Origin of the sequence: Endozoicomonas sp. ONNA2 (assembly GCF_024606365.1) — a bacterium.
Classification (GTDB): Bacteria; Pseudomonadota; Gammaproteobacteria; order Pseudomonadales; family Endozoicomonadaceae; genus Endozoicomonas.
Map to the genome: position 1 here is coordinate 1 of NZ_JAHHPO010000503.1, position 1,315 is coordinate 1,315.

Sequence of the window (1,315 nt, forward strand, 5' to 3'; positions counted from 1 at the left end):
AAATACCGGGATCAGCAGCCGCTCAAAGGCGCAAAGATCATGGGTTGCATTCACATGACCATCCAGACTGCTGTCCTGATTGAAACCCTGGTGGCCCTTGGCGCTGAAGTCCGCTGGTCGTCCTGTAACATCTTTTCTACTCAGGACCATGCTGCCGCAGCCATCGCTGCAGCGGGCATACCGGTATTTGCCTGGAAGGGGGAGACCGAAGAAGAGTTCTGGTGGAGTATCGAACAGACAGTTCTCGATGGCACCGGCAAGCCCTGGCAAGCCAACATGGTGTTGGATGACGGTGGCGACCTTACCCTGTTATTACACGACAAGTACCCTGAACTGTTGGACCACATTCATGGCATTTCAGAAGAGACCACCACCGGGGTTCACCGGCTGCTGGAGATGCTGGAAAAAGGTACCCTGAAAGTCCCGGCCATCAACGTCAATGATGCGGTCACCAAAAGTAAAAACGACAATAAATACGGGTGTCGCCACTCCCTGAATGATGCCATCAAGCGGGCGACCGACCATCTGCTGGCGGGCAAGAAAGCGCTGGTGATTGGCTACGGTGATGTGGGCAAGGGTTCTGCCGCCTCCCTTCGTCAGGAAGGTATGATTGTCAAGGTAACGGAAATTGACCCGATCTGTGCCATGCAGGCCTGTATGGATGGCTTTGAAGTGGTTTCGCCCTATATCAATGGGGCTAACGATGGCACCGAAGCTTCTGTTAACCGGGAGCTGCTGGCCACCACTGACCTGCTGGTGACCACCACCGGTAACGTTCATGTCTGCGACCGTCATATGCTCAAAGCCCTGAAAAACGGCTGTGTCGTTTGCAATATCGGCCATTTTGATACCGAGATAGATACGCAGTTCATGCGGGATCACTGGGACTGGCAAGAGGTCAAGCCGCAGGTTCACAAGATTGTCCGGGACAGTGCTTGCAATGATCACCTGATATTGCTTTCTGAAGGGCGGCTGGTGAACCTGGGGAATGCTACCGGACATCCGTCGCGTATCATGGACGGCTCCTTTGCCAATCAGGTTCTGGCTCAGATTCATCTTTACGAGGCAGGGTTTGCTCATCTGCCTGCCGATCAAAAGCCGGAAAAGCTGGCGGTAACCGTACTGCCTAAAAAACTGGATGAAGAAGTGGCTGCCTATATGGTGGAAGGCTTTGGTGGTGTTATCACCCGGCTGACTCAAGACCAGGCTGACTACATCAATGTGCCTGTTGATGGCCCATTCAAGAGCAACGATTACAAATACTAGGAGGCTGTCCTGGAATAGCGCCCGACTGGGCGTCCCCGTAGCGAGGACG

The 1,315-nt window shown here is 53.8% G+C and carries 1 protein-coding gene; it reads left to right on the forward strand.

Annotated elements, in window-relative coordinates:
- A partial coding sequence (locus KDK14_RS09000) for an adenosylhomocysteinase (RefSeq protein WP_257264759.1) occupies nucleotides 1–1,266 on the forward strand: 1,266 nt, incomplete at its 5' end.
- Nucleotides 1,267–1,315 lie beyond the last annotated feature (49 nt).